This is a genomic window from Methylobacterium sp. PvR107, assembly GCF_017833295.1.
In the GTDB taxonomy this organism is placed as follows: Bacteria; Pseudomonadota; Alphaproteobacteria; order Rhizobiales; family Beijerinckiaceae; genus Methylobacterium.
Genome location: NZ_JAFIBW010000001.1, coordinates 3228539 through 3246610, shown reverse-complemented (window position 1 = coordinate 3246610; position 18072 = coordinate 3228539). Strand labels below are relative to the sequence as shown.

Annotated in this window: 19 protein-coding genes; 12 read left to right on the top strand and 7 right to left on the bottom strand. The window is 72.5% G+C overall.

Going from position 1 to position 18072, the window contains the following annotated elements:
- The first annotated feature begins 142 nt into the window (after window positions 1-142).
- Window positions 143-622 (top strand): hypothetical protein, encoded by a 480-nt coding sequence (locus JOE48_RS15355; RefSeq protein WP_210031100.1) that lies wholly within the window; start codon window positions 143-145, stop codon window positions 620-622.
- A 51-nt stretch (window positions 623-673) separates the two neighbouring features.
- Here the strand turns inward: JOE48_RS15355 and mnmE are convergent, their stop codons facing one another.
- Window positions 674-1987, bottom strand: coding sequence for a tRNA uridine-5-carboxymethylaminomethyl(34) synthesis GTPase MnmE (mnmE, locus tag JOE48_RS15350; protein ID WP_210031099.1), 1314 nt, complete (start codon window positions 1985-1987; stop codon window positions 674-676).
- Window positions 1988-2129: 142 nt separating this feature from the next.
- On the opposite strand from mnmE, the gene bla reads away from it, so the two are divergent.
- The 4 genes from bla (at window position 2130) to panC (ending at window position 4904) form a co-directional block, all read left to right on the top strand.
- Complete coding sequence (gene bla / locus JOE48_RS15345; RefSeq protein ID WP_210031098.1) at window positions 2130-3008, top strand: class A beta-lactamase; 879 nt, start codon at window positions 2130-2132, stop codon at window positions 3006-3008.
- Window positions 3009-3021: 13 nt separating this feature from the next.
- Window positions 3022-3534 (top strand): YbaK/EbsC family protein, encoded by a 513-nt coding sequence (locus JOE48_RS15340; protein ID WP_210031096.1) that lies wholly within the window; start codon window positions 3022-3024, stop codon window positions 3532-3534.
- 67 nt (window positions 3535-3601) lie between these two features.
- Window positions 3602-3958, top strand: a complete 357-nt coding sequence (locus JOE48_RS15335; RefSeq protein ID WP_210031094.1) for a hypothetical protein — start codon at window positions 3602-3604, stop codon at window positions 3956-3958.
- A 97-nt stretch (window positions 3959-4055) separates the two neighbouring features.
- Complete coding sequence (gene panC / locus JOE48_RS15330) at window positions 4056-4904, top strand: pantoate--beta-alanine ligase (RefSeq protein ID WP_210031093.1); 849 nt, start codon at window positions 4056-4058, stop codon at window positions 4902-4904.
- Here the strand turns inward: panC and JOE48_RS15325 are convergent.
- Window positions 4901-5293, bottom strand: a complete 393-nt coding sequence (locus JOE48_RS15325) for a response regulator (RefSeq protein WP_210031092.1) — start codon at window positions 5291-5293, stop codon at window positions 4901-4903. The genes panC and JOE48_RS15325 overlap by 4 nt on opposite strands.
- 328 nt (window positions 5294-5621) lie before the next feature.
- On the opposite strand from JOE48_RS15325, the gene JOE48_RS15320 reads away from it, so the two are divergent.
- Window positions 5622-6908: an OprO/OprP family phosphate-selective porin gene (locus tag JOE48_RS15320; RefSeq protein ID WP_210031091.1), complete on the top strand. Its 1287-nt coding sequence runs from the start codon at window positions 5622-5624 to the stop codon at window positions 6906-6908.
- Between the two features lie 144 nt (window positions 6909-7052).
- On the opposite strand, the gene JOE48_RS15315 is transcribed toward JOE48_RS15320, so the two are convergent.
- Entirely contained in the window at window positions 7053-8501 is a 1449-nt protein-coding gene (locus JOE48_RS15315) for an EAL domain-containing protein (protein ID WP_210035808.1), read from the bottom strand.
- Window positions 8502-8780: 279 nt separating this feature from the next.
- On the opposite strand from JOE48_RS15315, the gene JOE48_RS15310 reads away from it, so the two are divergent.
- Together JOE48_RS15310 and JOE48_RS15305 are read left to right on the top strand one after the other, a co-directional pair.
- A complete protein-coding gene (locus tag JOE48_RS15310) occupies window positions 8781-9656 on the top strand; it encodes a MipA/OmpV family protein (RefSeq protein WP_312893233.1) in 876 nt (291 codons plus the stop codon).
- A gap of 62 nt (window positions 9657-9718) precedes the next feature.
- Window positions 9719-9940, top strand: coding sequence for a heavy-metal-associated domain-containing protein (locus JOE48_RS15305; RefSeq protein WP_210031089.1), 222 nt, complete (start codon window positions 9719-9721; stop codon window positions 9938-9940).
- A 49-nt stretch (window positions 9941-9989) separates the two neighbouring features.
- Here the strand turns inward: JOE48_RS15305 and JOE48_RS15300 are convergent, their stop codons facing one another.
- Window positions 9990-10139 (bottom strand): hypothetical protein, encoded by a 150-nt coding sequence (locus JOE48_RS15300; protein WP_192710413.1) that lies wholly within the window; start codon window positions 10137-10139, stop codon window positions 9990-9992.
- A 655-nt stretch (window positions 10140-10794) separates the two neighbouring features.
- Between JOE48_RS15300 and mnmG the strand changes: the two genes are divergently transcribed.
- From mnmG to JOE48_RS15280, 4 genes are all read left to right on the top strand, one after another.
- Window positions 10795-12702: a tRNA uridine-5-carboxymethylaminomethyl(34) synthesis enzyme MnmG gene (gene mnmG / locus JOE48_RS15295; RefSeq protein ID WP_210031087.1), complete on the top strand. Its 1908-nt coding sequence runs from the start codon at window positions 10795-10797 to the stop codon at window positions 12700-12702.
- Entirely contained in the window at window positions 12699-13334 is a 636-nt protein-coding gene (gene rsmG, locus JOE48_RS15290; RefSeq protein WP_210031086.1) for a 16S rRNA (guanine(527)-N(7))-methyltransferase RsmG, read from the top strand. The genes mnmG and rsmG overlap by 4 nt, the downstream gene beginning before the upstream one ends.
- Window positions 13331-14188, top strand: coding sequence for a ParA family protein (locus tag JOE48_RS15285; protein WP_280921321.1), 858 nt, complete (start codon window positions 13331-13333; stop codon window positions 14186-14188). Before rsmG ends, JOE48_RS15285 begins: the two co-directional genes overlap by 4 nt.
- 150 nt (window positions 14189-14338) lie before the next feature.
- Window positions 14339-15235 carry a ParB/RepB/Spo0J family partition protein gene (locus tag JOE48_RS15280; protein WP_210035807.1) on the top strand — a complete coding sequence of 299 codons (897 nt, stop codon included), beginning with the start codon at window positions 14339-14341 and terminating at the stop codon, window positions 15233-15235.
- 171 nt (window positions 15236-15406) lie between these two features.
- On the opposite strand, the gene holA is transcribed toward JOE48_RS15280, so the two are convergent.
- From holA to JOE48_RS15265, 3 genes are all read right to left on the bottom strand, one after another.
- Window positions 15407-16438, bottom strand: a complete 1032-nt coding sequence (holA, locus tag JOE48_RS15275) for a DNA polymerase III subunit delta (protein ID WP_210031079.1) — start codon at window positions 16436-16438, stop codon at window positions 15407-15409.
- Window positions 16439-16444: 6 nt separating this feature from the next.
- Window positions 16445-16990 carry an LPS assembly lipoprotein LptE gene (gene lptE / locus JOE48_RS15270; protein ID WP_210031070.1) on the bottom strand — a complete coding sequence of 182 codons (546 nt, stop codon included), beginning with the start codon at window positions 16988-16990 and terminating at the stop codon, window positions 16445-16447.
- Between the two features lie 118 nt (window positions 16991-17108).
- On the bottom strand, window positions 17109-18062 hold the full coding sequence (locus tag JOE48_RS15265; RefSeq protein WP_210031068.1) for an AEC family transporter: 954 nt from the start codon (window positions 18060-18062) through the stop codon (window positions 17109-17111).
- Window positions 18063-18072: the final 10 nt, after the last annotated feature.

Here is an 18072-nt window from a genome sequence, read left to right as displayed (position 1 = left end):
GGGACTTCTCGGGAGCGAGCGCGTCGCTGGATTGCTCCGCTCCGCTCGCAACGACGGCCATTTCGGCCCTGCGACGGCCGCTCCGCTTACCGCGCCGGCCGACACGGGTTAGGCTGCCCCGAAACGGCCCTGGGACGACGCCGTGCGACGCCTCCTGAAATTCCTGCACACGATGGGATCGGCCGGATTGCTCGGCGCGATGGCCGCGCTGGTCGTCCTGCTGAGCCTCGCGCCCGCGCCGGCGGCTCTGCAAGGATACGCGACGATCCGGGGTGCGATGGGCGCGGTCGCCACCTGGATCTTCCTGCCGGCCCTGGCCGTGACGCTGATGTCGGGCCTGCTCGCGATGGCGCTGAACCGGGCCTATCTGAATGCCGGCTGGGCGTGGTTGAAGCTCGCCACCGGGGTCCTGATGTTCGAGGGCGGCCTCGTCTACGTGCAGGGTCCGATGAAGCGGGAGGCCGAGCAGAGCGCACAGGCGCTCGCCGGCACGCTCGATCCCGCCGTGCTGGCGGTCTCGCTCCCGGGCGAACGCGGCACGCTCTGGGTGCTGCTCGCCGTCGCCACCGCGAACGTGGCGCTCGGAATCTGGCGGCCGCGCGTGCTGCGGATCCCCCGCTAGGGATGCCCATCCGACCCGCGTCCCGAACCCGGGCGCACCGCGATCCGGTCGTCACTTCCCAATACAGAAGCCGGCAAACAATCGGTCGAGCACATCCTCGACACCGACATGGCCGCCGACCTCGCCGAGCGCCCGGACGGCAAGCCGCAGGTCCTCCGCGGCGAGTTCCGGCAGGGTGCCGGTGCTGGCCTGCAGCCGGTCGAGATGGGCCACGCAGGCCTCCAGCGCCGCCCGGTGACGCGCTCGGGTGATCAGCGCGTCGCCGGCGCCGAGCCCGGTTTCCGCCGCTACCTGGATGGCGTCGAGCAGCGCCTCGAGACCCGCGCCGGTCCGTGCCGAGACGGCAAGTCCCGCATGAAGTGAGCCGGCAAATAGATCGGCTTTCGTCAGAACCGTTACGGCTGGAACCGCCACTGTGTCGAGGTCCGGTGTGGTCCCGTCGGGCGGCACGAGCAGCAGCACCAGATCGGCGCCCGCGATCCGCGCGCGGGTGCGGGCGATGCCCTCGGCCTCCACGGGCTCGGCGGTGTCGCGCAGGCCCGCGGTATCGACCAGCAGGACCGGCAGGCCGCCGAGATCGAGCCGGACCTCGATCGCATCCCGGGTGGTCCCCGGCAGGTCCGAGACGATCGCGGCCTCGCGCCGGCTGAGGGCATTCAGCAGCGTGGATTTGCCGGCATTCGGTGCGCCGGCCAGAACCACGGTGAAGCCGTCGCGCAATCGCTCGCCCCTGCGGCCGTCGCGCAGGGCCGTCGCGATGGCGTCGCGCAGGGCGGCGGCCCGGCCGAACAGGGCGGCGTCGAGGCCTGCATCGTCCACATCGCCCTCGTCGGCGAAGTCCAGGGCCGCCTCCGCGGCGGCCAGGCAATCGATCGCCTCGGCGCGCCAGGCCGCAACCTGCCGGCTAAGTTCGCCGTCGAGCTGGCGCAGCGCCTGACGGCGCTGTGCGTCGGTCTCCGCGTCGATCAGGTCGGCGACCGCCTCGGCCTCGGCGAGATCCATCCGGCCATTCAGCACGGCGCGGCGGGTGAAGGCTCCCGGTCCCGCGGCCCGGCAACCCGGAATGGCCGCGAGCGCCGCGAGCACGCCCATGCGCACCGCCGGTCCGCCATGCAGATGCAGCTCGGCCATGTCCTCGCCGGTATAGGTGCCCGGTCCCGGAAACCAAGCGACCAGGGCCCGGTCGAGCTCCATCCCGCAGGCAGGATCGCGGAGCGTCCGGAGCGACAGCCGTCGCGGCGGCGGCAGTGTCCCCGCCAGGGCCAGCACAGCGTCCCGCGCGGCCGGGCCGCTGAGGCGGAGCACCGCCACCGCGGAACGGCCGAAGCCGGTGGCGGGGGCAAAGAGCGTGTCGGTGTCGGTCATGGTCTTCGATACGGGTGGGGCCCAGCGGCCGCCGGGCTGTCGGGACGGGATTTCACGTGAAACACGCACCCGGTCCTATACCATCCTGCCGCCATCGTGCTGGGCCAGGGGAAATGGACGGCACGTCGAATCGGGGATCGCCATGAGGCTCTGGACCCGTCGCAGCATCGGCCGCGGCCTGCTGGCGGCCCCCGCAATCCCTCTGCTTCGGCCGGCGCTGGCCGGAACCGAGCCCGAACTCGTGGCGATCGAGCGCCGGCTCGGCGGGCGCCTCGGAATCGCGGCGGCCTCGGCCGGGCGCGTCCTGATCGGCCATCGCGCCGGGGAGCGCTTCCCCCTGTGCAGCACGTTCAAGGTCCTGGCCGTCGCGGCGGTTCTGGCCCGGGTCGATTCCGGGTCCGAGACGCTGGAGCGGAGCATCGCCTACGGACCGGACGACCTGCTGAGCTACGCGCCGGTCACCCGGAAGGCCCTGGAATCCGGCGGCGGCCGCCTGACGGTCGCCGAACTCTGTGCGGCCGCCCTCGAATGGAGCGACAACACCGCCGCGAACCTGCTGCTCGCGAGCCTCGGCGGCCCGGAGGGGCTGACCGCGTGGCTGCGCAGCCTCGGCGATCCCCTCACCCGGCTCGACCGCACCGAACCGACCCTGAACACCGCGATCCGCGACGATCCGCGCGACACCACCACCCCGGAGGCCATGCGGGCGACCCTCGGGCGGATCCTGCTCGAGTCGGCGCTGTCGCCGCCCAGGCGTGCAAGGCTGGAGGACTGGATGGTCGGTTGTCAGACCGGCTTCAAGCGGCTCCGCGCCGGACTCCCGGACCAATGGACGGTCGGCGACAAGACCGGCAGCGGCGACAACGGCACCGTGAACGACGTGGCGATCCTGCGGCCGCCGGGGCGTGCGCCGGTGATCGCGACCGTGTACCTCACCGGTTCGGCGGCCCCCGCGGCGGCCTGCGAGGCGGCCTTCGCCGAGATCGGCCGGCTCGTCGCCGCGCGGGCGGCCGGTGCCTGAGACCGGACAGACCATGGCCAAGACCGCCGCGAAGACCGCCGCGAAGGCGCCCAGCAAGATCACACGGGCGACGCAGGTCCTCGACAAGGCCGGGTTCCGCTACAGCGTCCACACCTACGCCTACGATCCGGATGCCCCGCGCATCGGCCTTCAGGCCGCGGAGGCGCTGGGCGTCGATCCCGGCCGCGTGCTGAAGACCCTGATGGCGGCGGTGGATGGACGCCCGGTCTGCCTGCTGGTCGCCTCCGACAGGGAGGTCGCGATGAAGCGCGTCGCGGCCGCCTTCTCGGGCAAGGCCGCCGCGATGCTGAAACCGGCCGATGCCGAGCGCCTGACCGGCTATCATGTCGGCGGGATCAGCCCGCTCGGCCAGAAGCGGAGCTTTCCGACGGCGATCGATGCCGGCTCCCTGGGCGATCCGGGTGCCGAGATCCACGTCAATGGCGGCGGCCGCGGCCTTCAGATCCGCCTGACCGAGGGCGACCTCGTGGCGGTGCTGGACGCCCGGGTCGTCCCGCTCGCCTAGCCGGGCCGGGTAAGGGCGCGTTTACCCCGTTCCCGCACGGTGCGGCTTCCTGAGAGGTGGGACCGGCATGCGGAACGTGGGGCGCGGGGTGATGGCGGTGCTCGCACTCGCCCTGCTGACCGGTGGTCCCGGCGCGGCGGCGGATCTCGAGGTCCGCGGAGCCTCCGAAACCGGGGTGAGCGGCAGCCCGCGCTTCTTCCCGCGCAGCGACGGGATCGATCGCCGGCCGGTCTACGCCATCCGGACGCGGGCGGTGCCGGTGGGCTGCACGCCCCGGCGGGCACCGGTGCCCACCAACGCCCCGGACGATCCGAGCTATGTCGGATCCGAATACGGCCTGTCGCATCCGAGCTATTACGGCTTCACGCCGCCGCTGGGCGTCGATGATCCCTTCGGCCGCTCGCTCCTGCCCTATTGTCCCTGACGGGTCCGTCGGCGCGGAGGATCCGCTGCGTCGTTCCCGATTGCAACGCGATCGGAAACGGCTCTAGACCGGCGGCACTGCCCCCGGAGCCCGTGCCTTGCCCGAGTCGACCCCGCAGCGTTTCAGCGATCTCGCCGCCCTGCGCGGCTGCGTGGCGGCGTGGCGCGCGGCGGGCGAGCGCGTCGTCCTGGTCCCCACGATGGGCGCCCTGCACGAGGGCCATCTCGCCCTGGTGGCCGAGGCCAGGAGGCTCGGGCAGCGCATCGTGGCGAGCATCTTCGTCAACCCGACGCAGTTCGGCCCCAACGAGGATTTCGCCCGCTATCCGCGGGACGTGGAGACCGATCTGGCCCTTCTCGGTCGGGCGGGGGCGGATGCCGCCTGGACGCCCGACGTGCCGACCATGTACCCGCCGGGCTTCGCCACGCGGATCGAGGTCGGGGCGCTGTCCGAAGGCCTGTGCGGCCCGTTCCGCCCGGGTCATTTCGCCGGGGTCGCCACCGTGGTGACCAAGCTGCTGAACCAGGTCCGGCCGGACGTCGCCCTGTTCGGCGAGAAGGATTTCCAGCAGCTCCGGGTGATCCAGCAGGCGGTGGCCGATCTCGATCTCGCGGTGGAGATCCGCGGCGTGCCGACCGTGCGGGAGCCGGACGGCCTCGCCCTGTCGTCGCGCAACCGCTACCTCTCGCCCGAGGAGCGGGCAACCGCACCCCGGCTCCACGCGGTGCTGACCGAGATCGCGGCCGCCTCGCGCAACGGCACCCCGGTGGCCGGCCGGATCGCCGCCGGCAGGGCCGCGCTGGAAGTCGCGGGCTTCCGGGTTCAGTACCTCGCCGTCTGCGACGCCCGGACTCTGGCGCCGGTCGAGCGGGTCGACGGCCCGGCGCGCGTCCTCGCCGCCGCCTTCCTCGGCCGGACCCGGCTGATCGACAATCTGGCCGTCTAGGCCGGCTCCGGCGCGGCTACGCCCGCGAGCAGGCGTCCGCGTGCCCGAAGGATTTCGGGCGGCGCGAACGGCTTCTCCAGCCGGCAAGCTGCCGCGTAGCGTTCGGGCAGGACGGTCTGATCGTAGCCGGTGGCGAACACGAACGGCACGCCGCGGGCGATCAGACAGTCCGCGACCGGATAGACCATCTCGCCGCACAGGTTCACGCCGAGGATCGCCGCCTCAGGTGCCGCCTCGCTTCGGAGCAGGGCGAGGGCGCCATCGACGGACGAGACCGGCCCCAGCACGGTGGCCCCGGCCTGCCGCAAGGCCTCCTCCAACGCCTCCGCGATGACGTATTCGTCCTCGACCGCCGGGACGCGGCGGCGGGAAAGAGACCCGGCAGACATCGGCACGCCCCTTCCAGGCCTGCAGGTCCGGAGCAGGCCGGACAAGGGTGCTCCGAACGCGGCCGGTTTCCATCACGGAGGTTGGTCTGGCACCGGGTCGATCAACCACCGACGCAAATCGGTGCACCCGAGGGCCGTCCCCGGTCACCGGCCGGTGCAGGGGCCGTACGGCACCGGCGACATGCGCCGCGGGGTCCGAAGCCAGGCGGCGCGGGGCGAGCGCGTTTGGGAGCCGCGTCGTGGCCGCCGGGTCACGCTCCCGGGGTTTTCACCATTTGTTATCCCACGCTGTTGGCGCTGCCGTGCCGACCTGCTCTCTGCTGGCCCCGTGATCGGACCGCGCCCCGCCCTGGCCTTCCTGGCCGCCTCCCTCCTCTGCGCGACCCAGGCCAGTGCTGGGGACGACGCGTTCGAAGGCATGGCCGGCCCCTACGGCGAGCGCCTGCGCTACGACGAGAAGGGGCTGACCCTTACATTTCCCGATCCCGCGGTGAGCCTGAATATCGGCGGCCGGCTCCACCTCGATGCCGGCGCGGCGGGCTTCAGCCGGCCCGGCCTGCCCGAGGCCTTCCCCGACAATTTCGCCGTGCGCCGGGCCTGGATCGAGCCGACGCTGACCATCGGCAAGGATTGGGTGATCGCCTTCCAGTACGATTTCAGCGATCCGCTTCAGCCGATCAACGATGCCTTCGTGGCCTGGAAGGGGCTGCCGGACACGATCCTGACCCTCGGCAACATGAAGGTGCCGTTCAGCCTCGAATGGCTGCAGAGCAACAACGACATCCTGTTCACCGAGCGCTCGCTGGCCAACGCCTTCGTGCCGGATCGCCGCTTCGGCTTCGCGGTCGGGCATCACGGCCAAGCCTGGACCGCCGTGGCCGGCGTGTTCGGCAACGCCGCCAGCAACGGCATCGGCGGGGACGGGGTCGCGGCCGCGGGGCGGGCCACCGTGGCGCCGATCCTGGCGGAGAGCGAGACCCTGCATTTCGGCCTCGCCGGAATCGTCCGCCGCCGGTCCCGGAGCGACGGCGATTTCAGCTTCTCGACCCCGGCGGAGGCGTCGCTGTTCGCGCGACCGTTCGCCGATACCGGCGACCTGCCCGACGTGGCGCGCGTCTCGCGGCTCGGCGCGGAATTCGCCTATCGCAACGGCCCGTTCCTGGTCCAGGCGGAGTACATCCGGGCCGAGATCGAGCGCTTCGCGGGACCCGGCGGAGCGCCGCCCGCGCGGGCCTTCCAGGGCGGCTATGTCGAGGCGGCCCTGGTGCTGAACGGGGAGGGCCGCCGCTACGCGCTCACCCCGAACGGCGGCACCACCTACGCGACCTTCAAGGGCGTGGCCGTCCCGGAGGGGCAGCGGGTCTCCCGGGGCGGGATCGGCGTGTTCGAGCTGGCCGCCCGCTTCAGCGCCATCGACCTCGACGATCGGGGCCTGCGCGGCGGGATGGAGCGGGACGTGACCCTCGGCCTGAGCTGGTACCCCGAACCGAATCTCCGGCTCATCGCCAATTACGTCCACGGCCGCGTGCGGCCCGGTGCGGCGCAGGCCGACACATTCGGCACCGCGCCGTTCTCCGTCGATACGGTCATCGGGCGCCTGCAGATCTACTGGTGAGGCCGCCCCGGCCATCCTTGCGCGCGGAGCGAAGCCATCCGGAATCGCGCCCCGGTCACCGAGAGGTCGCGCCGCCCTGGGTCACGCCGCTGCGCGCGGGATGACGGGAGCCTCGTCAACCGTAGCCGTGGAACGGAAACCGCCTCAGACGGCGCGGCGCAGGACCGACCGGAAGGAGCGCCGCTCCGGTTCCGGCTCGGTGGGCGGCACCGGGGCGTCGGCGGGCGTCGCCAGCACTTCGGCGCGGACGGGCCGGGGGGTGGCGAAGGCCGAGCCCTGCGCGAACGGGACGTCGAGGTCGATCAGGTCGGGGACATCCGCCTCGTCGCCGACCTCCGTGGCGACCAGCCGGATGCCCGCGCGGCCCAGGGCCGGCGCGGTATCCTCGACGGCGAGGTCCGCGAGGCGGTCCCGGTCGGAGGCGGGGTGCAGCAGCATCGCGACCGGAACCTTGACCTGTCCGATGCCGAGCGCGGCCAGCTCCGCCGCGTCGAAGCGGAGATCGTCCGGGCGGTCGAGGCTGAAGCCGATCCGGCCGCGCAGGGGGGCCAGCAGGCTCCGCTGGCCGGCATCGAGGCCGCGCCAGCTGGCCTGCGGCAGGGCGATGATCAGACCCGCCAGGGCGGGATCGTCCGCGGCCATGCGGGCCAGCTCGCGCAGCAGGCCGGGCTCGAACAGCGACAGTGGCGACAGGCCGTAGGTCAGCATGGTCTCGCTGCCCCGCCGGGCGAGGTGGCGGGTCACGATGGCCGCCCGCTGCAGCATGCGGCGGTCGAGCTCGGTGGTGCGCCCGTGGCGCTCCAGCACCGGCAGGAACGTTTCGGGCTCCGCCGACGATCCGCCGACCCGCAGCCGGGCCAGCGCCTCGTAGGCCACGACCTTGCGCTGGGGCAGGGTGACGACAGGCTGGAGATGGATCTCCAGCCCCTCCCCTTCGAAGGCCCGGATGATCTCGGCCTCGCCCTCGGGCTCCCGGGCCGGCCGGGGCGGGATCGGTCGTGGGGAAATCGGCGGTTGCGAAATCGGCCGCGCCGCCGGCGGCGCCGGCACGATCGGCCGGGCGGCCGTGACGGGCGGCGCCTCGGACGCGACGGCCTGCGGGCGGGATGCGAGGGCGGCCGGGACCGGCTCCGGTGCGGACGCGGCCAGCTCGGCCCGGATCTCGGCTCGAAGATCCGGTATCGCGGCCGGCCGGGCGTTCAGGCGGGCGATCTCGGCATCCTGGGCGCTCACCACCCCGGTGAGGTCCCGGACGATCCCGCTCAGGAGCCCGAATTCGACGGTGAGCTCCTCGATCTGCGCCCGGAGCGCCGCCTCGGCCGATTCGGGCCGCAGCTGCGCGGCCGCGGTGGCGGCGGCCGTCTCGACCTTGAGCAGGCGGCGGGACAGCAGGTCGACCTCGCCGGACAGCTTCTCGCAGCGCCCCTTCAGGATCGCGATGCGGGTCAGCGCGAGGCCCGCGACCCCGGCGGCCAGGACGCCGAGCGTCAGGGCACTCCAGAGCGGCAGGAACACGGCGAGCGGCCCGAACACGACGAGCCCGAGCAGGCCGACCGTCAACAGCCCCGCGTACCGGCCGAGGACCGGGACCATCGTCTCTACACCCGCCAGGGTCACGCACCGGTCGCCGGGGGAGATCCCGGGCGAAGCCCCGCCGGGCGAGAACCGCTCACCGAATCTTTGGCGCCGCGCGGCCGGGGCGGCAAGGCCGTGCAGGCGCTGCGGCGGCGCGCAGGGTGTGAATTCCGGGCGGTGTGACGCCGGCGCCCACTGGAACGTTGCTGAATCGTCACGGCCGAGCCGATTGCGAGGCGTTCCGGGGAGGGTTGCGCGGCTTGCGAATGCGGAGGGGATGAAAAGGCGCCATAAAGCGTGACCATGACGTCAGTCTCCTCCCGTTCCTCTCGAATCCGCGCCCTGCTCGGCGCCGCGCTTGTCGCTGCCTGCGGCACGGCAACGTCGCGGGCCGCCGATCTCGGCGCGGTGCTGCCGCGCGCCGCGCCCACCTTCACGATGGTCGATCCCAGCACCTGGGTCGTGACGGTCAGCGGCTCGATCCAGGCCGTGCCGCGCTATCCCGGCGCGAGCGACTACACGGCGGTGGGCTATCCCTCGATCGACATCCGACGGGTCGGCGAGCCGCGCCGCTTCTCGACGCCGGATGACGGCTTCAGCCTGTCCCTCTACGACAGCGAGACCTTCCGGATCGGCCCGACCGCCCGCTTCGTGCCGGGCCGCTACTACGGCGACGACCGGCGCCACCTGTTCGGCTTCCGCGACGCGCGCTTCGCGGTCGAGCCGGGGGTGTTCGCGGAATTCTACCCGGTCTCCTTCATCCGCACCCGGGCCGAGATCCGGCAGGGCATCTACGGGCATCACGGCACGGTCGGCTCGGTGGCGGCCGATTATCTGATGCCGGTCGACAAATTCCTGTTCTCGATCGGGCCGCGCTTCAACATCGGCGATGCCAGCTTCGCCCGGAAGTATTTCGGCGTGTCCCCGACCGAGGCGGCGCTCAACGGCCGCGTCACCCCCTACGATCCGGACAGCTTCTACTCGGCGGGCGCCCTCGGCGCCGTGACCTACACGCCGAACGAGACCTGGGCCTACACGGCCTATGCCGGCTACACCCGCATCCTGGGCGTGTCGGGCGACAGCCCGCTGGTGCGCCGGCCTTTCGGCAACCCGAATCAGTACCAGTTCGGCCTGCGGATCGACTACGCGTTCCGGATGCCGGCCCTCTTCTGAGCCGCCTTGCGCGGCGGGAGCCCGGTCCCGACATTGCGGGACCTGGATTCTCGGAGAACGCGATGGACGCGACGCACACGGATCTGCTGATGCGGGTCGAGGGCATGACCTGCGACGGCTGCGCCGCGGCGGTGACCCGAACGGTCCAGCGCCTGGATCCCGCGGCCGAGGTCCAGGTCGATCGCGCGACCGGGCAGGTGGCGATCCGCACCGACGCGCAGGCCCTGATGGTCGCCGAGGCCCTGACCAAGGCGGGCTACACCGCCACCGCGATGACCGGCTGAGGCCGGCGATGGCAGCGGCCCGGGGCTCGGCCTCCGGCCGCTGTCGGTCTCAGGAGCGGGTCAGGAACATCCCGGTCAGCAGCAGGGCGAAGCCCGCGAGGCCGAACAGGCCCTCCTTGCGCTTGGTGCTGTCGAGGAAATGGGCGGCGGCGCCGGCCGCGCAACAGACGGCGCCCAGGCCGATTGTCAGCGACGACATCTCGATTTCTCCTCACCGCGCGTCGCTCCGCGACGCAGCGAAACAATCCCCCGCCTGGGCCTGACGGACGCCGTTGTCCGTTCAGGATTCCGTGACGGGCAAGATTTGCACGGCCCGGATGCACTGGCAAGGGCGGCCGGGACAGTCCTCACCGGCCAGGCTGAAGTATAGCGTCTTGGCAGGACAGAGGCGGACGGCGCGCGGGCGCGGAATACTGCCGTGCCGTATTCCAGAACCGCCGGTTTCGGGCCCATCGGGTGTCCCGTGGCGAGCGGACGGCAGGACCTCGAACACGGGCTGACCAACCACAGCGCTTCCCCGTCTCGTGCAACACGCAATCCGTCATGCCAGGGCGCCGCAGGCGAACTCGGAGTCGGAGGCGTAAAGTCCAGAAGCGCTCTCGAAGCCCTTTCGGGAACGCCGCGGGGTTCTGGATTCCGGGCCCTGCTGCGCAATCCCGGAATGACGGGTTGGCTTCTGGGATGGGCAGCCTGCTCTCGTGAACGCGCGTTCGGGATCCTGGGGCGCGGGACCGCCGGACGCGTTGACCGCCGCATCCGCGCGCGCTTAGACCGGCCATGACCGGCCCGACCTGCGGGCCCTCCCCCGTGTGGATGATGCGGCGGGATCTCAGCGAAAGGCTGCGCGCCACCCGATGCCCACCCCCTCACCCGACCGGTTCGACGTCGCGATCGTCGGCGGCGGCCATGCCGGCGTCGAGGCCGCCGCCGTCGCGGCGCGCTGCGGCGCGCGCACCGCCCTGGTCACCCACGACCCGGCGACGATCGGGGCGATGTCGTGCAACCCGGCCATCGGCGGCCTCGGCAAGGGCCACCTCGTGCGCGAGGTCGATGCCCTGGACGGGCTGATGGGCCGGGTCGCGGACGCCGCCGGCATCCAGTTCCGCCTGCTCAACCGCCGCAAGGGCCCGGCGGTGCGCGGCCCCCGGACCCAGGCCGACCGGAAGCTCTACGCGGCCGCCATGCAGGCGGCCATCGCCGAGACTGCGGGCCTGACGGTGATCGCGGGGGCCTGTGAGGATCTCGTCCTCGACGCGGGCGGCCGCATCGCCGGCCTCGTCCTCGCGGATGGCCGGACCCTGGCCTGCGCCGCCGTGGTTCTCACCACCGGCACCTTCCTGCGCGGCCTGATCCATATCGGGGAGCGGCAGATCCCGGCGGGCCGTGTCGGCGAGGCGCCGGCGATCGGGCTCGCGCGGACGCTGGACCGCCTCGGCCTGCGCCTCGGACGCCTGAAGACCGGGACGCCGCCGCGCCTCGATGGCCGGACCATCGACTGGGCCGGCCTGGAGATGCAGGAGGCCGACGCCGAGCCGGTGCCGTTCTCGACGCTGACCGAGCGGATCACCAATCCGCAGATCCGCTGCGGCATCACCCGGACGAGCCAGGCGGTCCACGACCTGATCCGCGCCAACCTGCACCGCTCGCCGATGTATTCCGGCGGCATCGCCAGCCGCGGGCCGCGCTACTGCCCGTCGATCGAGGACAAGGTCGTGCGCTTCGGCGACCGCGAGGGGCACCAGATCTTCCTGGAGCCTGAGGGGCTCGACGACCCGACCGTCTACCCGAACGGCATCTCGACGGCCCTTCCGGAAGAGGTGCAGCACGCGATCATCCGGGCGATTCCGGGCCTGGAGCGGGCCACGATCCTGCGGCCGGGCTACGCCATCGAGTACGATTACGTTGACCCGCGCGAGCTCGACACCGGCCTGCAGGTGAAAAGCCTGCCGGGCCTGTTCCTGGCCGGCCAGATCAACGGCACAACCGGCTACGAGGAGGCGGCCGGCCAGGGGCTGGTGGCCGGCCTCAACGCCGCCCGGCTGGCGGGCGGACTCGCGGTCGCGACCTTCGACCGGGCAGAATCCTATCTCGGCGTGATGATCGACGACCTCGTCACCCACGGGGTCAGCGAGCCGTACCGGATGTTCACGTCGCGCTCCGAGTACCGGCTGTCCCTGCGAGTCGACAACGCCGATGCCCGGCTCACGCCGCGCGGGGAGTCGCTCGGCTGCGTCGGCCGCCACCGGGCTGCGCATTTCGCGGCGTCGCAGCAGGGACTCGACGCGGCCCGGGCCCGGCTTGACGCGGTCAGCCTGACGCCGAGCCAGGCGGCCGCCCACGGGATCAGCCTGAACCGCGACGGCATCCGCCGGACGGGCTTCCAGCTGCTCGCCTATCCGGAGATCGCGTGGCCGGATCTTGCGGCGATCTGGCCAGACCTGGCTTCGGTCGCGCCGCGGATCGCCGACCGGCTCAAGACCGACGCGACCTACGCGGTCTATCTCGACCGCCAGAACGCCGACATCGCGGCCTTCCGCCGGGACGAGGCCGTGCGCCTGCCGGCCGGGCTGGATTATGCGGCGATCAGCGGCCTGTCCAACGAGATGCGGGTGAAGCTCGAGGCGGTGCGACCCGGGACCCTCGGGCAGGCCGCGCGGATCGAGGGCGTGACCCCGGCCGCGCTGACGCTGCTCGCCGCCCATGCCCGGCGCGGCGCCCGGGTCACCGCGGATCGCGCCGCCGCGGACCGTCTGTCGGCATGAGTGATCAAGACCGCGCGCGCGTCCTCGCCGGCTCCCGTGTTTCACGTGAAACAGCCGAGCGGCTCGACCTCTACGTCGCGCAGCTCCGCCGCTGGCAGCCGATCAAGAACCTCGTCGGCCCCGCCACCCTGGCGGAGGTCTGGCGCCGGCATATCGACGATGCGCTGCAGCTCCTCGATCTCGCACCGGAGGCCCGGACCTGGCTCGATCTCGGCTCCGGGGCCGGCATCCCGGGGCTGATCCTGGCCATCGCCGGGGCCGAGCGCGGCATCGAGGTCAGCCTCGTCGAGAGCAACGCGCGCAAATGCGCCTTCCTCACCGAGACCGCCCGTCTCACCGGCGCACCCGTCCGGGTGCGCAACGCCCGGATCGAGTCGGTGATCGAGGATTATGCGGGCACCGAGATCGTCTGCGCCCGGGCCCTGGCGCCCCTGGCACAGCTCCTCGCCTGGACGGAGCCGCTGTTGAAAACGGGCACCACCGGTCTGTTTCCGAAGGGCCGGGATGTACAAGCCGAATTGACCCAGGCCGCCGCGCAGTGGAGAGTCGTTAACGACCTCGTGCCGAGCCGGACCGATTCCGATGCCCGGATCGTGCGCGTCACTGCCCTCGCCGCCCCGAGCCACCGATGAGCGAAGCGATCCTCGGCGAGTCCGCCGACCGGTCCATGGATTCATCCATGCGACGCCCTCTGCGCGTTCTGGCGCTCGCCAACCAGAAGGGCGGCGTCGGCAAGACCACCACGGCGATCAACCTCGGCACCGCGCTGGCGGCGATCGGCGAGGACGTGCTGGTGATCGATCTCGATCCCCAGGGCAACGCCTCCACGGGGCTCGGGATCGACCGCGCCAAGCGGCGGGTCTCGACCTACGAGGTGATGGCCGGCGAGGCCTCGCTGGCGCAGGCGGTGGTGCCGACCGCCGTGCCGCGGCTGTCGATCGCGCCCTCGACCATGGATCTCCTGGGGCTGGAGCTGGAACTGGCCACCCTGCCCGACCGGGCGCACCGGCTGCGCTCGATGCTCAAGAGCCTGACCCAGGCGCCGAGCCTGTCGAAGATCAGCTACGTGCTGATCGATTGCCCGCCCTCGCTCAACCTGCTGACCATCAACGCGCTGGCGGCGGCCGACGCGGTGCTGGTGCCGCTGCAATGCGAGTTCTTCGCCCTGGAAGGCCTCAGCCAGCTGCTGCGGACGGTCGAGCAGGTGCGCGGCGCCCTCAACCCGAAGCTGACGATCCAGGGCATCGTTCTGACGATGTTCGACCCGCGCAACAACCTCTCCGCCCAGGTCGTGGCGGATGTGCGCGGCTTCATGGGCGACAAGGTCTACGAGACCGTGATCCCCCGGAACGTCCGCATCTCCGAAGCGCCCTCGCACGGCAAGCCGGCCCTGCTGTACGACCTGAAATGCGCCGGCAGCCAGGCCTATCTGCGCCTCGCCTCGGAGGTGATCCAGCGCGAGGGCCGGGTCCCGGCGGCGGCCTGATCTGACCGCGCGGGCGCCCCGCGGACCGGATGCCGGCTCGGCACCGGAGGGCGCATCGAACAAGGAGCCGCCACCGACAGGGTCGGAGCGGCGCCGATGAGCCCCTCGCCGATCCGGGGGGATGTGTGGAGCGTGACACGGGTGGCGATCATGGCGGAGGAGGGGGCAAGACCCCGACTGGGGCGCGGGCTCGCGGCGCTGATCGGTGATTTCGGCGATACCGGGCAGGCCGCCGCCGCGAAGGTGGAGGCGCAGCGCAAGGTTGCGGTGGAGTTCCTGCGGCCGAACCCGCGCAACCCGCGCCGGAGCTTCAGCGAGACGGAGCTGTCCGAGCTGGCGACCTCGATCGGCCAGCGCGGCATCATCCAGCCGATCGTGGCGCGGCCGATCGGTGACGTGCCCGGCACGTTCGAGATCGTCGCCGGCGAGCGCCGCTGGCGGGCGGCCCAGAGGGCCGGGCTCGACGAGGTGCCGGTGGTGGTGGTCGAGATCGACGACCGCGCCTCGCTGGAATTCGCCATCCTGGAGAACGTCCAGCGCAGCGACCTCAATCCGATCGAGGAGGCGTCGGGCTACGAGCGCCTGATGCAGGACTTCTCATACACCCAGAAGGAGCTGGCCGAGATCCTCGGCAAGAGCCGGAGCCACCTCGCCAACACCCTCCGCCTGCTCAATCTGCCGCCCACCGTGCAGGCGCGCGTGACCGAGGGCGAGCTGACCGCCGGCCATGCGCGGGCGCTGCTCGCGGTGCGGGATCCGGAGGCTCTGGCCCGCCGGGTCGTGGCGGAGGGCCTGTCGGTCCGGGACGTGGAGGCGATCGCGTCCGCCGAAGCCGAGCCGACCGAGGCGCCCCGCCCCGGCCGCCCGCGCCTCTCCGCGGAGCGCGCCGCCCCGGTGCGGGATCTCGAATTGCGGATCCACCGGGCGCTCGGCGTCCCGGTCTCGTACCGGCCGAAGGACGAATCCTCGGGCGAGATCCGCATCCGGTACGAGACCCAGGACGAGCTCCAGGGGCTGCTCAACCGCTTCCGGGTGTCGGACGGCTGAGGCCGGGCTGGCTTTGCGCCGGGGCGCTTGATTCGCGCTCCGTCATCACGGGCGGAGCGACGTGACCCGGGGCAGCGCCATGCCCGAGGTCCGGGCGCCCCTGGATTGCTTCGCTGCGCTCGCAAGGACGGCGGATGGCTGCCCTGCGCGTGACGGGCCGAGGGCCGACGCCTACCGCCGACGGCGCGCCCCGGCCTCGGCGACGCGCAGCAGGGCCGCGGAGGCCAGCGCGTGGGCCAGCTCCGGCTCGGCCCGCCGGCAGGCCAGGACGGCCGCCTGGAGGGCCGCCACGGCCTGCCGCAGGGTGCCGGCGGGCCATGCGCCGAGCTGGCCCTCGATGCTGGCCTTGCGCTTGAAATGCAGGCCGCGCCACGCCGCCACCATCATCGCCGGCGTCTTGTCGGGATTGTCGAGGCGGGTGGTGAGCAGCGTCAGCGCGTGCCGCAGCGCCGAGCCGAGCACCACGCCCGGATCGAGGCCCTCGTGCCGGAAGCGCCGGTAATCGCGCTCGACCGCATCGCGGCGGCCGTCGAAGGCCGCGTCGATCAGGGTGTTGAGCACGCTGGCGGCCACGTCGCTGGTGACGGCCTCGACATGGTCGAGGGTCACGGTGCCCGCCCCGGCCGCGTACAGGGCGAGCTTCTCGATCTCCATCAGGCTGGCCCGGCGGTCGCCGCCGAGGCTCCGGACCAGGACCTCGCGGGCGGCGCGGTCGATGCGCAGGCCGCGCTCCTGAAGGGTGCGCTCGATCAGGTCCGAGAGGGTGCGCTCGTCGTCGGCGTAGCAGGGGATCGCCAGCGCTTTGGCCGAGCGCTCGCACAGGGCGCGCAGCGGGTTGTTCTTGGCGAGGTCACCCGCCTCCACGACGATGCGGGCGTCGGCGACGGTCGCGCCCAGCAGCGCCTCGACCGCGGGCGCGTAGTTGCGGGTGCCGGGCCGGACCCAGATCGACCGCCGGCCGCCGAACAGGCCCATCGTGCCCGCCTCGTCGCAGAGCCGGCCCGGGTCGGAGGCGAGGGTGTCGCCGTCGATCCGCACCAGGGCGAAGGGGTCGGCCGGGTCGGTGACGAAATCCTCGGCGAGCTTGCGGGCGCGCTCGGTGACGAGGCCGGTATCCGGCCCGTAGACGAGGATCACCGGGATGCGCGGATCGGGCCCGCGCCGGATCAGCCCCTCGATCTCGCCGGCCTTGACCGCGGTCACCGCGGGTTACGGCTTGGTCGAGAGCACGGCCGCGAGGCGGCTCTTGATCTGGTCGGAGAGCACGCCGGCGAGGCGGATCTCGGCGTCGCGCGCCGCCCGCTGGCTGGCGAAGCGCTGGACCGACCGGTCGTAGGTCGCGGTCGAGGTCGCCACGCCCTCGGTGTAGACCTTGGTGCCGGACATGTCCTCGAGGCTGTACTTGATGTTGGCCACCAGGGTGCCGGCCTCGGCGCGGCCCGTGGTCGAGGAGACGATCGGGGTCTGGACGATCTCCGAGCCCGAGAGCTTCAGCCGGTAGCGCTTGGCCGAGGGCTGGCCCGACCCGTCGAGGTCGAAGACCAGCTCGCTGCGCAGGTAATGCCCGAGCCGCTCCTGGCCCTGGGCCATCACCACGTCGTCGACCTGCACGGAGGCGAGCAGCGCCTGGACGGTCTCGCCGGAAGCCGTCGGCCCGTAGAGTGGGCGAAAGCAGGCCGAGAGGTTCAGCGCCAGGCCGGCCACGCAGGCGAGACGGCCGATCCGACCCGCGATCGATACCCCAGACCTCACCATCAGCCGCCGTTCCGCCCCGCTTTGCCGGATCGTTCTAGCGCGGACACAGAGGCCCGCGCCATGATGCTAGGCCCGAAGCGTTACGATTCCTCTGCGGCAAGAGCGTGGTCGCCGCGTTTCAGAGTGTCGCCAGGTAGCCCGAGACCGTCAGCACCGCCAGCACCGTCGAGACCAGCACCACCGTGGCGGTCAGGTCGGCCTCGCGCCGGTAGAACTCGGCCAGCATGAACGGCCCGGTCCCGGTGGGCAGCGCCGCCATCAGCACCGCCACGTGCAGCAGGAGCGGCGGCAGGTCGAACAGGTAGCGGCCGAGCCCGTAGGCCAGCAGCGGATGGGCGGCGAGCTTCAGCCCGACGAGGAGCCCCGCCACCCGCCCCTGCCCGCTCTGCCGCCGGCGCTTCTGGGCCAGGAACAGGCCGAGGGCCACCAGCGCGCAGGGCGAGGCCGCGCCGCCGAGGAGCTTCAGGAAGGTCTCCAGCGGCGCCGGCAGGGCGAGCCCCAGGCTCGGCACCAGGGCGCCCAAAGCCGGCGCCACCAGGAGCGGGTTGCGCAGCAGCGAGCCGCCGACCGTGCGCCAGACCGGGAGGCGGGCGCCGCCCTGTCCGGTCGCGGCCGCCTCGCCCCGCAGCCCGGTCTCGATCAGCACGATCGCCACCGCGAAGACGGCGCAGACCGTGAGGATCGTCGCCACCGTGGTCGGGGCCAGCGCCTCGGGCCCGAAGGCCACGAGCGCCAGGGGGAAGCCCATGAAGCCGGTATTGGCGTAGCCGGCATTGAGCCCGTCCAGGGCGGCATCGGCGAGCGGACGCCCCTCCCCCCGCCGGATCAGCACCGTGAGCGCGAAGATCGCGAGGCTGCTGAGCCCGAAGGCGCCGATGAAGCCGGGCTTCCAGATGGCGCTCCAATGGGCGTGGGCGGTGACGTCGAACAGCAGCGCCGGCAGCGCCAGGAAGACCACGAACCGGTTGAGCTCGGTGGTGGCGGCGGCGCCGAGCACGCCGATCCGCCGGGCCAGCCAGCCGGCGAAGATCAGCGCGAAGATCGGCAGCACGACCGGGAGGGTCGAGAGCATGGTGGGTCCG